Origin of the sequence: Streptomyces sp. NPDC005784 (assembly GCF_042871525.1) — a bacterium.
Classification (GTDB): Bacteria; Actinomycetota; Actinomycetes; order Streptomycetales; family Streptomycetaceae; genus Streptomyces.
The window spans coordinates 235,443-252,587 of record NZ_JBIAIQ010000003.1 but is presented as its reverse complement, the minus strand read 5'-3'; the positions used below and the strand labels follow the sequence as shown (position 1 = coordinate 252,587).

At 70.6% G+C, this 17,145-nt stretch carries 18 protein-coding genes; 9 read left to right on the top strand and 9 right to left on the bottom strand.

The features are described from left to right. Positions 1-10: 10 nt before the first annotated feature. Positions 11-904: a YhjD/YihY/BrkB family envelope integrity protein gene (locus ACFYR3_RS06585; RefSeq protein ID WP_355840267.1), complete on the bottom strand. Its 894-nt coding sequence runs from the start codon at positions 902-904 to the stop codon at positions 11-13. 237 nt (positions 905-1,141) lie between these two features. On the opposite strand from ACFYR3_RS06585, the gene ACFYR3_RS06580 reads away from it, so the two are divergent. Together ACFYR3_RS06580 and ACFYR3_RS06575 are read left to right on the top strand one after the other, a co-directional pair. Continuing rightward, a complete protein-coding gene (locus tag ACFYR3_RS06580) occupies positions 1,142-1,786 on the top strand; it encodes a GAP family protein (RefSeq protein WP_355840268.1) in 645 nt (214 codons plus the stop codon). 165 nt (positions 1,787-1,951) lie between these two features. After that, entirely contained in the window at positions 1,952-2,371 is a 420-nt protein-coding gene (locus ACFYR3_RS06575; protein WP_355840353.1) for a DUF6325 family protein, read from the top strand. Between the two features lie 329 nt (positions 2,372-2,700). On the opposite strand, the gene ACFYR3_RS06570 is transcribed toward ACFYR3_RS06575, so the two are convergent. Beyond that, positions 2,701-3,129 carry a hypothetical protein gene (locus ACFYR3_RS06570; RefSeq protein WP_355840269.1) on the bottom strand — a complete coding sequence of 143 codons (429 nt, stop codon included), beginning with the start codon at positions 3,127-3,129 and terminating at the stop codon, positions 2,701-2,703. Positions 3,130-3,380: 251 nt separating this feature from the next. Between ACFYR3_RS06570 and ACFYR3_RS06565 the strand changes: the two genes are divergently transcribed. Next, complete coding sequence (locus ACFYR3_RS06565; RefSeq protein WP_355840270.1) at positions 3,381-3,656, top strand: SHOCT domain-containing protein; 276 nt, start codon at positions 3,381-3,383, stop codon at positions 3,654-3,656. A gap of 185 nt (positions 3,657-3,841) precedes the next feature. Here ACFYR3_RS06565 and ACFYR3_RS06560 read toward each other — a convergent pair whose 3' ends face one another. Both ACFYR3_RS06560 and ACFYR3_RS06555 read right to left on the bottom strand, forming a co-directional pair. Then, on the bottom strand, positions 3,842-4,333 hold the full coding sequence (locus tag ACFYR3_RS06560; RefSeq protein ID WP_355840271.1) for an NUDIX hydrolase: 492 nt from the start codon (positions 4,331-4,333) through the stop codon (positions 3,842-3,844). A gap of 303 nt (positions 4,334-4,636) precedes the next feature. Then, positions 4,637-5,716, bottom strand: a complete 1,080-nt coding sequence (locus ACFYR3_RS06555; RefSeq protein ID WP_389281801.1) for an ADP-ribosylglycohydrolase family protein — start codon at positions 5,714-5,716, stop codon at positions 4,637-4,639. Positions 5,717-5,996: 280 nt separating this feature from the next. On the opposite strand from ACFYR3_RS06555, the gene ACFYR3_RS06550 reads away from it, so the two are divergent. Next, entirely contained in the window at positions 5,997-7,148 is a 1,152-nt protein-coding gene (locus ACFYR3_RS06550; RefSeq protein WP_389281799.1) for a glycerate kinase, read from the top strand. Positions 7,149-7,274: 126 nt separating this feature from the next. On the opposite strand, the gene ACFYR3_RS06545 is transcribed toward ACFYR3_RS06550, so the two are convergent. Further along, a complete protein-coding gene (locus tag ACFYR3_RS06545; protein WP_355840274.1) occupies positions 7,275-8,528 on the bottom strand; it encodes a helix-turn-helix domain-containing protein in 1,254 nt (417 codons plus the stop codon). A gap of 180 nt (positions 8,529-8,708) precedes the next feature. On the opposite strand from ACFYR3_RS06545, the gene ACFYR3_RS06540 reads away from it, so the two are divergent. Genes ACFYR3_RS06540 through ACFYR3_RS06520 form a run of 5 tightly spaced genes read left to right on the top strand, consistent with a single transcriptional unit; the run spans position 8,709 to position 13,658 of the window. Next, a complete protein-coding gene (locus ACFYR3_RS06540; protein WP_389281797.1) occupies positions 8,709-9,515 on the top strand; it encodes an ABC transporter ATP-binding protein in 807 nt (268 codons plus the stop codon). 7 nt (positions 9,516-9,522) lie between these two features. Continuing rightward, positions 9,523-10,386, top strand: coding sequence for an ABC transporter ATP-binding protein (locus tag ACFYR3_RS06535; RefSeq protein ID WP_389281795.1), 864 nt, complete (start codon positions 9,523-9,525; stop codon positions 10,384-10,386). After that, positions 10,383-11,273, top strand: coding sequence for a branched-chain amino acid ABC transporter permease (locus tag ACFYR3_RS06530; protein ID WP_355840276.1), 891 nt, complete (start codon positions 10,383-10,385; stop codon positions 11,271-11,273). Before ACFYR3_RS06535 ends, ACFYR3_RS06530 begins: the two co-directional genes overlap by 4 nt. Beyond that, a complete protein-coding gene (locus tag ACFYR3_RS06525) occupies positions 11,266-12,399 on the top strand; it encodes a branched-chain amino acid ABC transporter permease (RefSeq protein ID WP_389281793.1) in 1,134 nt (377 codons plus the stop codon). The genes ACFYR3_RS06530 and ACFYR3_RS06525 overlap by 8 nt, the downstream gene beginning before the upstream one ends. Then, positions 12,396-13,658: an ABC transporter substrate-binding protein gene (locus ACFYR3_RS06520; RefSeq protein WP_355840277.1), complete on the top strand. Its 1,263-nt coding sequence runs from the start codon at positions 12,396-12,398 to the stop codon at positions 13,656-13,658. The genes ACFYR3_RS06525 and ACFYR3_RS06520 overlap by 4 nt, the downstream gene beginning before the upstream one ends. Positions 13,659-13,748: 90 nt before the next feature. Here the strand turns inward: ACFYR3_RS06520 and pssA are convergent, their stop codons facing one another. The 4 genes from pssA to ACFYR3_RS06500 form a co-directional block, all read right to left on the bottom strand. Beyond that, positions 13,749-14,567: a CDP-diacylglycerol--serine O-phosphatidyltransferase gene (gene pssA, locus ACFYR3_RS06515; RefSeq protein WP_355840356.1), complete on the bottom strand. Its 819-nt coding sequence runs from the start codon at positions 14,565-14,567 to the stop codon at positions 13,749-13,751. A 22-nt stretch (positions 14,568-14,589) separates the two neighbouring features. After that, positions 14,590-15,237 (bottom strand): phosphatidylserine decarboxylase, encoded by a 648-nt coding sequence (locus tag ACFYR3_RS06510; protein WP_355840278.1) that lies wholly within the window; start codon positions 15,235-15,237, stop codon positions 14,590-14,592. 170 nt (positions 15,238-15,407) lie between these two features. After that, the gene (locus ACFYR3_RS06505; RefSeq protein WP_389281791.1) at positions 15,408-16,613 is read right to left on the bottom strand and encodes an acyl-CoA dehydrogenase family protein; all 1,206 of its coding nucleotides are present in this window, start codon (positions 16,611-16,613) and stop codon (positions 15,408-15,410) included. 2 nt (positions 16,614-16,615) lie between these two features. Beyond that, on the bottom strand, positions 16,616-17,143 hold the full coding sequence (locus tag ACFYR3_RS06500; RefSeq protein WP_261705053.1) for a MaoC family dehydratase: 528 nt from the start codon (positions 17,141-17,143) through the stop codon (positions 16,616-16,618). Between the last annotated feature and the right edge of the window lie 2 nt (positions 17,144-17,145).

Genomic DNA, 17,145 nt, shown 5'->3' with positions numbered 1-17,145 from the left:
GCGAGTTGAGCTAATCGGGCGAGCCCAGGCGGCGGACCACGGCGGGTTCCCGCGCGATGACGGCACCGGCGGTGATGCCCACGGAGATGACGACGCACAGCCCGATCAGCCAGGACAGCACGGTGAAGACCGCGCCCAGCGACCCGTAGCGCTCCAGGCTGTGGTTGAGCGCGTCGGGTACGTACACCTTGGCGATCACCGACAGCACGGTCAGGGCCACCCCGGTCACAATCGCGCCGGGCAGCAGCGGCAGCCAGGGGACGCGCCCCGCGAGCAGCAGGTGCTGGGTCCACCACCAGACGCCGATCTCGGTGACCAGGAGCAGTGGGAGGCCGAGCCAGGACCCCACGCCGAAGCCGGTCCGCAGCGGTCCCTGCAGGGCGATGACGACCAGCAGGGTCACGATCCACACGAACCAGCGCCAGACCGCGATCCGCGCGCTCGCGGCCGGCAGCAGCCAGGCGCGCTGACAGAGCCGCTGCATCGCCCGGCTGCACGCGGTGGCGGACAGCAGCACCATCACCAGGCTGACCGCCCCGGTGCTCTGCCGAAGGCCCGCGGAGTCGGCCCCGTACACCTTCTTCAGCTGCTGGTCGGCGCTGCCGGTGATGCCGAGGATGTCGTGCACGGAGTCGACGATCTCCTTGCGTACCGACTGAGGGGCGAAGGAGGCGACCACGAAGAGCAGCGGAACGGCGGTCAGAAAGGCCTGGGCGGCGAGCCGGGTCGCGGAATCCAGCAGGTTCACCGCGATGAGATGGGAGGAGAGGCGGGTGATCACCGGGAACCGAGCCTCGGCGCCCGCCCGCATTCCCAGCAGCCGGGCAAGCAGCGCCGCCGCCCGCTCGCGCAGACGGCTCCGGCCGCCGCCGCTGTTCGAGCCCGGTCCTTCGCCTGCGCGCATTCCGCTCCCCGAGTCGGGCCTTGGCCGCGCACCCCGTCGGGGTGACCGCGCCACCAGGGTGCAGTCCGGCGTGGTCGCCGGGCTCGCGACGCGAGCGCCGTTGGGCCGTACGGGTGGCGGCGGGCCCGTGCCGTGCCGGGCGGAACCGTGGATTTGTGGAGGTCGGCGGGGGAGGTGACGATGAAGGCATGCGCGCTGCCGCGGCTCTGAGCCGAGCGAGACCACGCGGGGGCGGCGATGGTCCTTGACCTGGTCCTCATCGGTCTGGTGATCGCCCTGGACCCGCTGCCGGTCACCGGATTCGTGCTGGTGCTGTCGTCGCGCAACGGAATCTGGAAGGGCCTCGCCTTCATCCTCACATGGCTGGCCACTTTCGTCGGCATCATCGCCGCGGTGCTGCTCATGACCGGCGGTCAGCCACCGGCCGCGAAATCCGCGCCGTCCACGGCAGTGCTGGCCGCCAAAATGGCCATCGGTGTCGGAATGGTCTGCTACGCGGAGCGCACCCGCCGCAACATCGGCAAGGGGCACAGGTCCTCCGGCTTCATGTCGCGGATCGAGCGGATCTCCCCCTGGTCCGCGGCCGGACTGGCGCTGCTGCTCCAGCCGTGGGGGATGGTCGCGGCCGGAGCCGCCACCGTCGTGGAAGCCGACCTCTCGCACGCCGCGTCGTACGCGGCGCTGATGAGCTACGTCCTGCTGGCCACTTCCAGCATCCTCACGTTGGAGCTCTACGCGACGTTCGCGCCGCGATCGGCGCACGTCCGGCTGGAGAAGCTGCGTGCATGGCTGGAGGGGCACCAGGACCAGGCGCTGGTGTCGCTGGTGCTGTTCCTGGGGCTGTGGCTGGTGGGCAAGAGCATCTACCAGCTGACCGCGTGAACACCCGAACGGTCCCACCGGCTCCATTTGTTCACAGGGTACGGGGAGCCGTCGTACCGAAGTGCGGAGGCTTCCGTCCGGTGTTGCAATGACATTGACCGAGGGGCAGGGGGACCACCATGACCAAGCAGGGGTGAAGCCGTGAGCGAAGATGAATTCGTCGAGATGGGACCGATCGACTATGTGGTCGTGGAGTTTCCCGGTAACCGAATGACCGGCGAGGGATTTCCGATCCTGGTGGATCTGGTGGACCGCGGCGTCATTCGGATCCTCGACCTTTTGTTCGTGAGAAAGGACAAGGACGGATCCGTGGCCGGCATGGAGATCGCGGACTTCGACGGAGACGGGGCGCTCGACCTCGCCGTCTTCCAGGGCGCGTCCTCCGGCCTGCTGGGCGAGGACGACATCGAGGAGGCCGGGAGGGCCCTGGAGCCCGGCAACTCCGCCGGAATCCTGGTCTACGAGAACGTGTGGGCGGCGCCCTTCGCCACCGCCCTGCGCCGCAGCGGTGCCCAGATGGTCGCCTCCGGGCGCATCCCGGTGCCGGCGGTGCTGGCCGCGCTCGAAGACACGGATGCCGGATAGACGACACGGAAGCCGGACGGCCGCCGACGGCGGAGCGGTCCGGCCACGGCCGCGCCCCCGGACCCGCCGATCGGCGGAAGGTCCGGGGGTGCGGCCGTGCCCGTGCGGTCCGTCGGGCTGTGTCCGCCGTGTCTTGACAGGCCGTGTCCGTGCGGTCCGTCGGGCTGTGTCCGTGCCGTCCATCGGGTCGTTCCCGGGCCGCCCGCCCGACAGACCGGGGCCCCGTGCCCGCCGGGCGGAGCGCGAGGGATGGAACCGTCGAACCGGCAGCGGCCCCGCACCTCGGTGCGGGGCCGCTGCCGGCCGGAGAGTCCTGGGGGAGCGGTCGGTCACTCGGTACGTGCGTCCCGGCCGGGCCCGACGCACAGCGCCCAGATGACGAAGGCGTCGATGGCGATCAGCACGCTGGACCACACGGGGGAGTACGGCAGCCACATGAAGTTGGCGACCATGGCCAGGCCCGCCAGGGTGATGCCGACGATGCGGGCCCACAGCATGCCGCGGAACACGGCGATGCCGGCGAGGACGACCAGGACACCGAGGGTGAGGTGGATCCAGCCCCAACTCGTCAGGTTGAAGCTGTAGACGTAGTTGCTGGTCCTGACGAAGACGTCGTCCTTGGCGATGGCGGCGATGCCCTGGAATACGTTCATCGCACCGCCGAAGATCATCATGACCGCGGCGAAGGCGGTCCATCCGGACACCCACGCTCCCGTACTGCCGGCGGTTCCCTGCCGGTGCATTCCCGTCGTAGCCATTGCGAGCTCCTCCTGCGTAGACCTCGCCACTGACCGGGCTACGGTCGGTGGCCCACATTTCAGCTTGCCATGGGAATGACGGACCGGCAGATCGTCGGAAATCGCGCCGGGCGAGGCCGAGGCCGATGTGCGGAGGAATCCCTACGGTGCTCCAATGGACCTGTCATCTGCGCCGGGGAATTCGGCGCGCACCAGGGATCGGATCCCTTTCGGGTCATTCCCTGGGCTCCCGTTCCCGAAAGGAAAACACCGTGCCCGGTCTCCTTCGCGGGGTCGCCCGCACCGCCGTGGTGGCCGGTACGGCCACCGCCGTCTCGAACCGTGTGTCACGTCGCCAGCAGGGGCGCTGGGCCCAGCAGGAAGTCCAACAGGAGCCCCAGCAGCCCGCGCCGGCCGCTGCGCCCGCCCCGCCGGCCGACGACATGACCAGCAAGATCGATCAGCTGAAGCAACTGGGGGAGCTCAAGGCCCAGGGTGTGCTCAGCGAGGCCGAGTTCGAGGAGCAGAAGCGCAGGATCCTCGGCTGACCCGCGCACGATCCTCGACGAGAAACCCGCTACGAGACCACGACCAGAAGCCACGACTAGAAGCCACGACGAGAACACAGTCCCGGCGGCCGAGGGATCAGCCCTCGGCCGCCGAGGCGTGACGAGAGCCCAATGCTGGGCTGTGAGGCGGGCCCGGGTGCCCGTGGGTGGGCTGACCCCCGGGGTCAGCCCACCCGGTGGCCGTTCTCCAGTTCTGCCGTTCCCGAACTCTCCGCCAGGACGTCGAGTGCGGCGAGGACGCGACGGCCCGAGGCGCCCGGCAGATGCGCGGTCAGTTCTTCGCGCGGCACCAGCCGCCAGGACAGCAGTTCCTCCTCCTGCAGCCGGATCGCCTTGAGGTCCTTCTCGCCGAGTACGCCGCCGTCGTACAGATACGCCACCAGCGGTGGGCGCTCCGGCCACTGGACCCAGTCGACGGCCAGCAGTCGTCCGAGCTCCACGTCGAGGCCGATCTCCTCGGCCGTCTCGCGGCGCGCACCCTGCCGTGGGCTCTCCCCGTCGTCCGACTCCACCGTTCCGCCCGGCAGCGTCCACCCCTCGCGGTAGTTCGGCTCGACGAGGAGCACCCGCCCCTCGGCGTCGCGGAAGAGGGCGGCGGCCCCGACGAGAACACGGGGCAGGCCGGAGAGGTATGCGGCGAAGTCCGAAGTGGTCACTCAGGAAGGGTAACGAGCGGAACCCGGACGTTCCCGGTCTCCGGCACCGCCCGGCTTCCGGCGCCGCTACGGGCTCCCCGCACCGACCCGGGTTCCCCGCACCGACCCGGGTTCCGGCGCCGCCCCGGGCTCCCCATCGACCCGGGTTCCAGTACCGCTCCGGGTTCCAGTACCGCTCCGGGTTCCGGTACCGACCCGGGTTCCGGTACCGACCCGGGTTCCGGCGCCACCCTGGGCTCCCGCGCTGCCACTGATCGCGCCCCTGACCCCGACCCCGCCCCTGACCCCGACCCTGCCACCGGCTCAGGCTCTGGCCCCGGCCTCCGCCAACGCGACCGTGCGTGACGCGAGCTCGCTGATCCGTATCCCGTCGAAGCCGAACACCGCGCTGCGGACGGTGTCCTCCAGTGGGTCCTTCCACTGCGGGGGAATCGCCTCCGCCCCGCACAGGACGCCCGCGACGGAGCCCGCGGTCGCGCCGTTCGAGTCGGTGTCCAGACCGCCGCGGACGGTCAGCGTGATGGTGCGGGTGAAGTCGCCGTCGCCGTACAGGAGCCCGGCGGTCAGCACCGCCGCGTTCGGCACCGTGTGGATCCAGCCCATCCCGGCGGTTTCCTCGGACACCGTGGTGAGCGTGTCCTCCCAGGTCATCCGGGTCTCGTGGAGCGTGAGCACCCGGCGTACCGTGCGGGCCAGACGGCTGCTCGCGGGGATCACGGTGAGCGCCGTGTCGAGCGCGTCCCGGACGGACGGGGCGGTGAAGGCCGCGGCGATCAGCGCCGCCGCCCACATCGCGCCGTAGACGCCGTTGCCCGTGTGCGAGAGGACGGCGTCACGGCGGGCCAGGGAGGCGGCCCGCTGCGGCAGCCCCGGGGACGTCCAGCCGTAGACATCGGCGCGGATCAGCGCGCCGATCCACTCCTGGTACGGATTCTCGTACGTCGCCGTCACCGGAGGTTTCAGACCCTGGGCGAGATTGCGGTACGCGACCCGCTCCGCCGTGAACGTCTGGCGATACGGAAGGCGCAGCAGCCACAGGTCACCGACCTGCTCGGTGCTGAACGAGAAGCCGTGCGTCTCCAGGAGGTCGAGTCCGAGGATCGCGTAGTCCACGTCGTCGTCACGGCAACTGCCGTGGATGCGGCCGCGCACGCAGTCGCGCCACTCGGGCCGCAGCTCGAACTCACCACCGGCACCGTCGTCGGCCGGCCCGGGGAGGTAGTCGGTCAGGGGCAGGGCCGCGGCCTGCCGCAGATAGCGGTCGATCCGGTCCCGCGTCCAGTGGTCGCCCTGCTCGACCGGTTTGCCGAGCATGTTGCCCGCGATCCGGCCCAGCCAGCCCCCGAGGACGCGGTCGGCGATGTCGGTGCCCACAGGGGTCATGGCTCCGGTCTACCCAATTCCGGGCGGGCGTGCGCGCCGGGCGGCGCGGAATCGGGTGCTCCGGGAGCCACCGAGGCCGCCGATGCCCTGCGCCGGGCGCGTCGGCAGCGGCCGGTCCCCGAGCGGGGTCCCGGGCCGGTTCCGCAGGCCGGGCCGGCGGGTCCCGGGGCTCGTCCCGCAGGCTGGGCAGGGGCATGACGGCGGGGGCTCCCTCCGGTTAAGGTCGCAGCGGCGCGACTGCCTTGACGTGTGCAAGGCCCGGAAGCAAGGGGAATGCAAGGTGGCGGACGCTGCAGTGAATCGGACCCCGCGTGTGCTCATCGCCGCGGACAAGTTCAAGGGATCGCTGACGGCCGTACAGGTCGCGGAACGCGTGACGGCCGGACTGCGCCGGGTCGCGCCCCAGGTGATGGTCGAGTCGCTGCCCGTGGCCGACGGCGGCGACGGCACCGTCGACGCGGCGGTCGCGGCCGGATTCGAGCGCCGCGAGGTGCGCGTCGCCGGACCGCTGGGCAACGAGGTGACCGCCGCGTTCGCGCTGCGCGGGGACACCGCGGTCGTGGAGATGGCCGAGGCGAGCGGGTTGCAGCGGCTACCCAGAGGCGTCTTCGCACCGCTCTCGTCGTCGACGTACGGCTCCGGGGAACTGCTGCGCGCCGCGCTGGACGCCGGTGCGCGCACCATCGTCTTCGGAGTGGGCGGCAGCGCGACGACGGACGGCGGCGCGGGCATGCTGTCCGCGCTCGGCGCGCGCTTCCTCGACGCGGACGGTGAGCCGGTGGCTCCCGGCGGCGCCGCGCTGTCCGACGTGGAGACGGCCGATCTGTCCGGCCTGGACGACCGGCTCGCCGCGGTCGACCTCGTCCTCGCCAGCGACGTGGACAACCCGTTGACGGGACCCAAGGGCGCGCCCGCCGTCTACGGCCCCCAAAAGGGCGCGGGTCCCGACGACGTGGCGGTGCTGGACATCGCCCTCGCCCACTTCGCCGGCGTCCTGGAGAAGGAGATCGGGCCGAAGGCCGCCGGGTACGCCGCGGCGCCCGGCGCGGGCGCCGCGGGAGGGGTCGGTTACGGGGCTCTGGTCCTTGGCGCCCGCTTCCGGCCCGGCATCGAGGTCATGCTCGACGTGCTCGGCTTCGCGCCCGCGCTGGAGCGCGCCACGCTGGTGATCACCGGTGAGGGGTCCCTCGACGAGCAGACCCTGCACGGCAAGGCGCCCGCCGGGGTCGCGGCGGCCGCCCGAGCCGGGGGCAAGGAGGTCGTCGCGGTCTGCGGCCGCCTCGCGCTCCGGCCCGAGGCGCTCGGCAGGGCCGGCATCCGGCGGGCGTACCCCCTCACCGAGGTCGAGCCCGACATCGCGAAGTGCATCTCCGACGCCGGACCGATCCTGGAACGGGTGGCGGAGAACATCGGTCGGGACTTCCTGCTCTGAGGCCCGAGGAGTTCATCGTTCCCTTGGCCCGAGGGCGGTCCATCGCTTCCTCGGTCCGAGGGCGGTCCAGCGCTCCCCCGGCCCGAGGAGTTCATCGCTCCCTCGGGCCAGGGCGGTCCGCCGCACTCACCGTGGTGGGCCGCTGTCGTCTCGCCGTCCCGGCCCCGCTCCCGTGACCCCCGTGGAGCCCGCCAACCGGTAGGCGTCCAGGGCCAAGGTCATCTCGATCAGGTCGCGGGGGCGGGCCAGTGAGCGCGAGGTCACCTGTTCCAGCCGGCGCAGGCGGTTGAAGACGGTGTTCCGGTGGCAGTACAGGCGTCCGGCCGCCCGTCCCGCGGAACCCTCGCACGCCAGCCACATGTCCAGCGTCTCGATCAGCACGGCCCGGTCGCCGGGTTCGAGCTCCAGCAACGTACCGAACACGTCCGACACCAGCCGGCCCGCCAGTTCCGGCTGGCTCACGACGAGCGCCGTCGGCATCCGCTGATCGAGGCGTACGACCCCCGTCGCGTCCGGCGGACAGGTACGCAGCGCCAGTTCGGCCCACCGCCGGGCGCGCCCCAGTTCGCCCAGACCCGAGACCACGGGACTGATACCGCCCGGACCCGAGCGCCGACCGTCCAGCAGCCGGGCGACCTCGTCCAGGTCCTGTTGGGCGCCCAGCGCCACGACCGCGATCTCGCAGTCGGCCCGCATCCGCCAGATGAACCGCAGCCCCGCCCCCACCATCGGCCGGACGCAGACGTCCCGTCCGTCGTGCCGCTCCGTCCGCAGCACGACGACGGCGTACGGGCCGTGCTCGGGCAGATCGAGCCCGGCCGCCGCCCGCGCCGCGAGCCCCGGTGCCTCCTGACCCTCAAGCAGCGCGTCCAGCAGCGCCTGCAACTGCTCGTCGGTGCGCCGCCGTAGCTCCCGTTCCGTGGCCAGGTAGGACTCCGACGCGGTCGCGGCCTGCGCGTCCACGGCCGACCACACCATCGTGGCGCACCGCATGAGCACCGCGAGCCGCTCGGGCTCCCGGCTCGCCGCGCTCTCCATCAGCGCGTCCCACACCAGATAGCCGGCGGCACGGTAGGCGTGCACCAGGAGTTCGAGCGGCAGCCCCTGCTGGGCCCGCCGCCGGCCCGCCTCCTCGGCGTGCTCCAGATCACGGCGCGGTGAGTCCCGCGGAGCGGAGATCGCCTTGATGCCGATGCGCATCGCGGTCTCCGCCTCCCGCCACTGCTGGTCGTGCGGCAGCACCTGCCCGTAGACGGGGGAGTACTCGGTGAGCTGCCTGACGTGCTCGTCGACGAGCTCGGGCAGCCGTTCCAGCAGAGCCACACACGACTCCGCGAGCAGCTTCCAGTCATGACCGGTCCGCGGTCTGCGCCCTCCCATGGCCGGAGGATCCCACCCGGACACGGGGTCGCACAGGCCCCTGACACGCGGTGTTGTGCGCATGCACAACGGGCGGGCGCCACCGGTGGGCTCCCGCCGCGTATCGGCCACAGCCCGTGGACGGGGGTGTCCACCGGTGCTGAGGTGAGCGCCACACCGAGCGAGGACAAGGGAGATGCCATGGGCGGTTCCGCTCTGCTCGTGCGGGAACTGTCGGTCGGATACGGCCCCGTGCGCGCACTGCGTCATGTGTCGTTGGAGGTGCCCGACGGAACCGTGGTGACGGTCCTCGGCAGCAACGGCGCGGGCAAGTCGACGCTGCTGCGGGCGGTGTGCCGGACCCTCTCCTTCCACGGGGGAGCGGTCACCGGCGGCACGGTCACGCTGGGCGGCCGGCCGTTGGACCGGCTGCCGCCGGACCGGGTGGTGGCCGCCGGGGTGTCCCAAGTCCCGGAAGGCCGACGGGTGTTCAGCCGGATGACGGTCGCGGACAATCTGCGCGCCGGAGCACTCGGCTCCACCGGCGGCCGCGTCGACCGGGCGCGCGCCCTGCGGCGCGTGCACGAGCTGTTCCCCGTCCTCGCCGACCGCGCCCAGCAGCGGGCGGGGCTGCTGTCCGGCGGGGAGCAGCAGATGCTCGCGGTCGGCCGGGCGCTCATGGGCGCCCCCAAGGTGCTGCTGCTCGACGAACCCTCGCTCGGGCTCGCCCCGTTGATGGCCGCGCGCATCGCCGACACCGTGCGGGAGATCAACGAACAGGGCACCTCCGTCCTGCTCGTCGAACAGAACGCCGCCCTCGCCCTGCGACTCGCCTCCAGCGCCTACGTCCTGGAGGTCGGCGAGGTGACCCTGTCCGGCCCCGCGGACGAACTCGCCGCCTCCGACGAGGTGCGCCGCCGGTACCTCGGTGTCGTCGACGAGGACGCCGCCGCCGACGGGGCTCCTGCGCGCGGCGCTCTCCCGTCCCTGTCCCGCTGGAAGGGGTGAGCCCACCATGACAGAACGCGACAGCGCGGCAACTCCCGCGCAGGGCAAGGCGTCGGCGACCGACCTGGCGCCCGCGCCCGCGGACATTCCCTCGCTCGACGTCAAGGACGTGACGGTCCGCTTCGCGGGGCTGACCGCGCTCGACGCGGTGAGTTTCACCGTGCGACCGGGCACCGTGCACGCCCTCATCGGCCCCAACGGGGCAGGAAAGTCAACCTGCTTCAACGTGCTGTCCGGTGTCTGCCGGCCCGCCGCCGGAAGCGTCCGCCTCGGCGAGCACGAACTCACCGGACTGCCACCCCACCGGATCGCCGGGCTGGGCGTGGCCCGCATCTTCCAGAACCTGGCCCTGCCACCGCACGCCACCGTCGAGGACTGCCTGCTGCTCGGCCGGCACCGGCTGACCCGCGCCGGATTCCTCGCCGCCGGGCTCCGGCTGCCCTCGGCGGCCCGCGAGGACCGGCGGCACCGCGAACGCGTCCGCGAGATCGCCGAGTTCGTGGGCCTGGAGGGACAGCTCGACCGGCCCGCCGGTTCGCTCCCGTACGGACAGCAGAAGCTCGCCGAGCTCGCCCGGGCCCTGTGCATGGAACCCCGGGTCCTGCTCCTGGACGAACCCGTCGCGGGCATGACCGCCGACGAACGCCGCCGTACCGCCGCGGTCGTCGCGGGAGTCCGCGACAGCCTCGGCATCTCGATCGTGCTGGTGGAACACGACATGGGAGTGGTGATGCGGCTCGCGGACGCGGTGACCGTACTGGACTTCGGGCGCCGCATCGCCGACGGCGCTCCCACAGACGTACAGAACGATCCGGCGGTGGTACGCGCCTATCTGGGCGAGAGCACCGGCCCAGAGGAGACCGCTTCATGAGCACCTTCGCCGAACTCCTGCTCAACGGCCTGTCGTTGGGCTCCGTCTACGCCCTCATCGCGCTCGGCTTCGTCGTCATCTTCCGGGCCACGGAGGTCGTCAACTTCGCGCACGCCTCCCTGCTGCTCGCGGGCGGCTATGTCACCGCGACCCTCCACGACGACATCGGCTTCTGGCCCGCGCTGCTCGCCGGGGTCGCGGGCGCCGCGCTGGTCGGGGCCGCCGTGGAGTTCCTGGTGATCCGCCGCTACCGGGGTACCGACCAGAGCGTCCTCGCCATCGTCACCATCGGCGTCGACATCCTGCTCACCACCGAGCTGACCCGCCGGATCGGCACGGACGTCCTGGCGATGGGCGACCCCTGGGGCAACGCCGTCCTCACCGTCGGGCCGGTCTCCATCGCGCACACCCGCATCGCGGCGTTCGTCACCGCGTCCCTGCTCATCACCGTCTTCCTGCTGGCCTTCCGCTACACGTCCTGGGGCGTGGCGATGCGCGCAGCCGCCGAGAGCCCGGAGACCGCGGCCCTGATGGGGGTCAGGCTCGGCCGGGTGTCGTTGGGGGCCTGGGCGGTGGCGGGCGGCCTCGCGGCCGTCGCCGCGCTGTTCCTGACCGTCTTCCCGACCCCCGGCCTCGAACGCGCCACCTCGCTGGCCGCGCTCAAGGCGTTCCCCGCGGCGATCCTCGGCGGCCTCGACTCGACGACCGGCGCGCTGGTCGGCGGCCTCCTCGTCGGCGTCACCGAATCCCTGGCCACCGGCTACCAGAGCGACCTCACCTTCCTCGGGCGCGGCCTCGGCGATCTCGCGCCCTACGTGGTGATGGTCGCGATCCTGCTCATCCGGCCCGCCGGGCTGTTCGGCACGAAGGAGCTCTCCCGTGTCTGAGGTCCTCACCCGCGACGAGGCGGGCAGCGCACCCCGGCCCGCCCGCCACCGCACGATCCGGCTGCCCGGCGCCCGGACCGCGATCGGGGCCGCAGGTTCCGTCCTGCTGCTCGCGCTGCCTTTCTACGTCGACCGCTTCTGGCTGGAGGCCGGTCTGTTCGCGATGGCCGCCGCGATCGGCGCGATCGGCCTCAACCTCCTCACCGGCGCCACCGGGCAGCTCTCCATGGGGCATGCCTTCTTCCTCGCGGTCGGTGCGTACGGCTACTGCGTGTTCGCCGCAGACGGAGGCGACGGGCTCACCGGTCTCGGCCTGCCGACCTGGCTCGCGGCCGTGCTCGCCGTGGCCGTCTCCGGGATCGCCGGAGGCCTGTTCAGCCCGATCGCGGGACGGCTGCGCGGCGCCTACCTCGGCATCGCCACGCTCGCCCTGATCTTCATCGGACAGCACGTCTTGTTCAACGCCCGGGATCTGACGGGCGGCTTCAACGGCCGCGACGTACCGCCGCTCAGCCTCTTCGGTCTCACCTTCGACGACCGTGAGCTCGTCGTCGCCGCCGTCCCGTTCGGCTCGGCCGAGAAGCTCTGGTACGTCGGTCTGGCAGTACTCCTCGGCTGCGGGCTCTTCGCCCGAGGGGTGCTCCGCGGCCGCCCCGGCCGGGCGATGAACGCCATCCGCGACCACCGGATCGCGGCCGGGGTGATCGGCGTGCCCGTCGCCCGGTACCGCGCCGCCGTCTTCGTCCTGTCCTCGATGTACGCGGGCCTGGCCGGGGTGCTGCTCGCCCTGGTCTTCCAGCGCACCGTGCCCGACTACTTCGGGATCACGCTCTCGCTCGACTACCTCGCCATGATCGTCATCGGCGGGCTCGGCTCGGTCGCCGGGGCGGTCGCCGGGGCCGCGTTCGTCTCGCTGCTGCCGCAGCTGCTGACCCGCTACAGCGACACCCTGCCCCTGGTCTCCGACCCGGGCATGGGCGGGATCGCGCCCGGCGAGGCGGCCCGGTACCTGTACGGCGCCGCCGTCGTGGCGGTGGTGCTCTTTCTTCCGGGCGGCCTGGTCAGGGTGGCCGCCCGGCGTCGCGTCAAGCCCCGTCCCGGGGCCACTCCAGGGGAGGAACGATGAGAACGACACACACCGCGCGGCTGGCCGCCGGGGCGCTGGCCGCCCTGCTCGTGCTGGCCGGATGCAGCTCCAAGGCCAAGGACGACAACTCCGACAAGCAGGCGGCCGGCGGGGTGAAGACCGGCGAGGGGATCTCCGGGAAGACGATCAGCCTCGGAGCGCTCACCGACATGAGCGGTGTCTACGCGACGCTCGGCAAGAGCGTCACCCAGGCCCAGCAGCTCTATGTGAAGCAGACCAACGACGCCGGCGGCGTCTGCGGCTACAAGCTGGCGCTGACGGTCCGCGACCACGGGTACGACCCGCAGAAGGCCGTCTCCGGCTACACGGAGCTGGCGCCGAAGGTACTGGGCTTCACCCAGTTCATCGGCTCGCCCTTCGTCGCGGCCGTCAAGCAGCGCATCGACGGCCAGGACAAGGGACTGGTCCTGCCGCAGGCCTGGTCGGCCACCCTGCTGGGCAGCTCGTACATCCGGCCCATCGGCTCCACGTACGACATCGAGACGATCAACGCGATCGACTTCCTGATGAAGGAGAAGGGCCTCAAGAAGGGCGACAGCATCGGCCATGTCTACTTCGAGGGGGACTACGGCGAGAACGCGCTGACGGGCTCCCGGTACATGGCGAAGCAGTCGGGGCTCAAGGTCGTCGAGCAGAAGATCAAGCCGACGGACAACGACATGACCGGCCAGGTCGTCGCGCTGAAGAAGGCCGGGGTGAAGGCCATCATGATCAGCGCGGGCCCGCGGCAGGCCGCCTCGCTCGTCGGGGTCGCCGCGGCCCTCAAGTTCGATGTGCCGGTCATCGGCAACAACTCGGCGTTCGCCCCGCAGCTCCTCGCCACCGCGGCGGCCCCGGCCCTGGAGGCGAACTACTACGTGGCCAACCCCTCGCTGCCGGTCGGGGCGGACACCCCGAAGGCGAAGAAGCTGGTCGCGGACTACAAGGCCGCCTATCCGAAGGACTCCCTGGACAACGGCGTGGTGGCGGGCTGGACGGCCGCGTCGGCGTTCGGCGAGGCGCTGAAGAAGGCCTGCGCGGCCAAGGACCTCACCCGCGAGGGCGTCGACAAGGCCCTGCTGACCATCGACGCGTTCGACCCGGGGTTCGGCATTCCCCAGAACTTCACCGACCCGAAGTCGGCGTCGTCGAAGGAGAGCGTCATCCTTCAGCCCGACAAGAACGCCGTCGGCGGGATGAAGGTCGTCCGTGAGGCCGAGGCCTCGTCCGTCGCCCAGGGATACACGCCCGCCGCCTGACCCCCTCGCTCCCGCGCCGGGCGAAAGGCTCCGCCCACGCACAAGGGCCCCGAACCGTGTGGTTCGGGGCCCTTCGTGTCGTACGGGGTGTTACGGGAGCTGTGCGGCTCGTGCCTCACGGCGGTTGCCCCGGAAGTTGTTCACCCGGCGGGCCGTGGCGAACAGCGGGATCACCGCGCCCATGACCAGCTGCAGCGCACAGCCGGTCTGGAGGAGCAGCTGGCCGCCGGGGGCGTCGAACGCCCACGCCGCCAGGAGACCCATCGAGAGCACGATCCAGGAGAGCATCGCGACCGCGAGGCGACCGCGCGGCTTGGGGTACTCGACCCGGCTCACCATCAGCCAGGCGGTGCCCATGATCGCCATGAGCGTGGCGACGAAGGGCAGCTCGAGCAGGATGATGGAGACCACCGTCAGGGCGCCGAAGGGGCTCGGCATGCCCTGGAACGTGCCGTCCTTCACGGTGACGCAGGAGAATCTCGCGAGCCTCAGCACCACGGCCAGGAGCACCACGATCGCTCCGACCGCGGCCACCTTCTGGTACGCGTCGTCCGCGACCATGCCGTACACGAGCACGAAGTACGCCGGCGCGAGACCGAAGCTGATCAGGTCGGACAGGTTGTCCAGCTCGGCGCCCATGGGGGAGGAGCGCAGCTTGCGGGCAACCAGACCGTCGAACAGGTCGAAGACCGCGGCGCACAGCATGAGGATCACGGCCGTGGCGGCGGAGTGACGGGCCATGCCCGACTCGTCGCTGCCCGTGAGGTGCGGGATCAGGATGCCGGTGGTGGTGAAGTACACCGCCATGAAGCCGCAGGTGGCGTTGCCGAGGGTGAGCGTGTCCGCTATCGAGAGGCGGAGCGAGAGGGGCATCTCCTCCTCGTCGTCCGCCTCATCGGCCTCGGGCACCCAGCCGGCCTGTGTCTCGGGATCAATCACGGTCAATTCGAGTCACCCCAGCCACGGTCTTCTGACCGACCTCCACGTCGACCTCGACACCCTCGGGGAGGTAGATGTCCACGCGCGAGCCGAAGCGGATCAGGCCGATCCGGTCACCCTGCTCGACCTTCGTGCCCTGAGGGATGTAGGGAACGATGCGGCGGGCGACCGCGCCGGCGATCTGGATCATCTCGATGTCACCGAGTTCGGTGTCGAAGTGCCAGACGACGCGCTCGTTGTTCTCGCTCTCCTTGTTGAACGCCGGAACGAACCCACCGGGGATGTGCTCGACCGACGTCACCGTGCCGGAGAGGGGCGCGCGGTTGACGTGGACGTTGAGCGGGCTCATGAAGATCGCGACGCGGGTGCGTCCGTCCTTCCACGGCATGATGCTCTGCACCACACCGTCGGCGGGCGAGATGACACGGCCCTGCGTGATCTCACGCTCGGGATCGCGGAAGAACCACAGCATCCCGGCCGCGAGCGCGGTGACGGGTACGGCCACGGCCTTGGCCGCGCCGGAACGGCGCGAACGAGCCAGGCTGATTGCTGCGGTGGCAACGGTCGGGAGAAGCCACGGCGATGCTCCGCGCGCGAGGCGGACCCGGCCGCGAGGTGCAGAGGTTTGGCTGTGGGGCATGGATGACCTTCGTAGCGGATGATGCCGCGCTCGAACGGGGGACGGCGGCTTTCACGCGATCGTACCGGTCGCAGACCGCAACTGGGCAAGCCAAGATGCGGAGTCGACGGCCGAAGAGTGCTGACGGGGTGTGATCTTCTTCGCGAAGAAAACACCCCGAACCCGGACACTTAGCCCTGGAGTCGATACTCTTCGAGCAGTCGGCGCCCGATGATCATTTTCTGGATTTCGGCGGTACCTTCGCCGATCAGCAGCATCGGCGCCTCACGGTAGAGGCGCTCGATCTCGTACTCCTTGGAGAAGCCGTAGCCGCCGTGGATCCGGAAAGCATCCTCCACTACCTCTTTGCAGTACTCGGAGGCGAGGTACTTCGCCATCCCTGCTTCGAGGTCGTTTCGTTCACCGGAGTCCTTTTTGCGAGCCGCGTTCACCATCATTGCATGGGCGGCCTCGACCTTGGTAGCCATTTCGGCCAGCTTGAACTGGATCGCCTGGTGCTGGGCGATGGCCTTGCCGAAAGTGTGACGTTGCTGGGCATATGAGACGCCGAGCTCGAATGCACGCTGTGCGACGCCGCAGCCACGAGCCGCGACATTGACGCGGCCGACCTCGACTCCGTCCATCATTTGGTAAAACCCTCGGCCGGTGGTTCCGCCGAGCACGCGATCGGCCGGAATGCGCAGTCCGTCCATGATGAGTTCGGTGGTATCGACCCCCTTGTAACCCATCTTGTCGATCTTCCCGGGAATGGTGAGGCCGGGGCGGACCTCTCCGAAGCCGGGCTCCTTCTCCACCAGGAAGGTCGTCATCGACTTGTGGGGCGCCGTGCCCTCGGGGTGTCCTTCGTCACTTCGGACCAGAACGGCCACCAGATTCGATGATCCACCGTTCGTCAGCCACATCTTCTGGCCGTTCAGGACGTACTCGTCGCCGTCCTTGACCGCCTTCGACGAGATCGCCGACACATCCGAGCCGAGCGCCGGCTCCGACATCGAGAAGGCGCCACGCGTCTCACCGAGCGCCATGCGGGGCAGGAAGTGGTCCTTCTGCTCCTGCGTGCCGTGCTGCTTGATCATGTACGCCACGATGAAGTGGGTGTTGATGATGCCGGAGACCGACATCCAGCCGCGGGCGATCTCCTCGACGCACAGCGCGTACGTCAGGAGGGACTCGCCCAGGCCGCCGTACTCCTCGGGGATCATCAGCCCGAAGAGGCCCAGCTCCTTGAGGCCGTCGACGATGTCTTGGGGGTACTCGTCGCGGTGCTCCAGCTCGGTCGCGACCGGGATGATCTCCTTGTCCACGAAGTCGCGGACGGTGGAGAGGATCTCCTGCTGGACGTCGGTCAGACCGGCGGTCTGGGCGAGTCGCGCCATGACTACTTCTCCGTCTTCTTTTCCGCGGGTGCGGTGAGTTCGGGCCGGCCGGGCTGCTCGCCGCCGCGCTCCTTGATGTACGTCTCGGTGGGAACCATCACCTTGCGGCGGAACACGCAGACCAGCGTGCCGTCCTGCTTGTAGCCCTTGGTCTCGACGTAGACGATCCCGCGGTCCGACTTGGACCGGGAGGGCGTCTTGTCGAGGACCGTGGTCTCGCCGTAGATGGTGTCGCCGTGGAAGGTCGGCGCCACGTGCTTCAGCGACTCGACCTCCAGGTTGGCGATCGCCTTGCCCGAGACGTCCGGCACGGACATCCCGAGGAGCAGCGAGTAGATGTAGTTCCCGACGACGACGTTCTTGCCGAAATCGGTCGTCTTCTCCGCATAGTTGCTGTCCATGTGGAGCGGGTGGTGGTTCATGGTCAGCAGACAGAAGAGGTGGTCGTCGTACTCCGTGACCGTCTTCCCGGGCCAGTGCTTGTAGACCGCCCCGACCTCGAACTCTTCGTAGGTGCGTCCGAACTGCATGG